1 protein-coding gene is annotated in these 634 nt (G+C 68.0%); it reads left to right on the top strand.

All coding sequences use genetic code 11. From position 1 onward, the window contains the following. Positions 1–407: 407 nt before the first annotated feature. Positions 408–634 (top strand): hypothetical protein (locus tag F6Q13_RS19470; RefSeq protein ID WP_293059993.1); only part of this gene is annotated, 227 nt, incomplete at its 3' end.

Below are 634 nucleotides of genomic sequence, written 5' to 3' on the forward strand. Positions count from 1 at the left end.
GCGGCGGTGTCATGCACCGGGCACTTGCGATGCTCGCAGCCCTTGGCTGGGTACGCGAACCGGGCACCCGCGGAAAATCTAGGTACAGGTCCAGCCGCGTCGGCTCCGCGTCGAACTCCACCTGACTCACCCGCCAAGGCGGTGTCAAACCCAGTGCCATGGTGAACAATCCGGACTCGTCCAGGCGATCTCCTCGCGTGCGATAACGGCAACGACGGTCACCCAGTCAACGACGCGACCGGTGGGCCGGTCAACCGCGAGGAGAACTGCCGCGCCGCTTCCGCTCCTCGGCGCCCCAGGGGCGCCTGCGGTACGGGTCGGCTTGCCACCGAACCACAGAACCCGGCCTCAGCGAAACAAGATCACAAGATCACAAGCCCACTTGAACAGCGTAGGAGGCGCCGGTCGTGGCCGCTGCGGTGGCGCACACGCCGTGCCCCCGACAGGCGTCCACCGAGTGCGCGGAGACGAACGTCCGCGCCCACCCCGGTCAACGGTACGGCGCGCCGGTCGATCCGCCGGTATGCGAAGGGCCGCATGTCGGGCCAACTCCGCAGGGACCGCCGGGTGAGCCGGTTGGGGATCTACTGACGTTTCCGTGGGTCGGTTTCATGCTGCCCTCCCTGGTAGTGGG

It is taken from the genome of Mycobacterium sp., assembly GCF_008709575.1.
In the GTDB taxonomy this organism is placed as follows: Bacteria; Actinomycetota; Actinomycetes; order Mycobacteriales; family Mycobacteriaceae; genus Mycobacterium.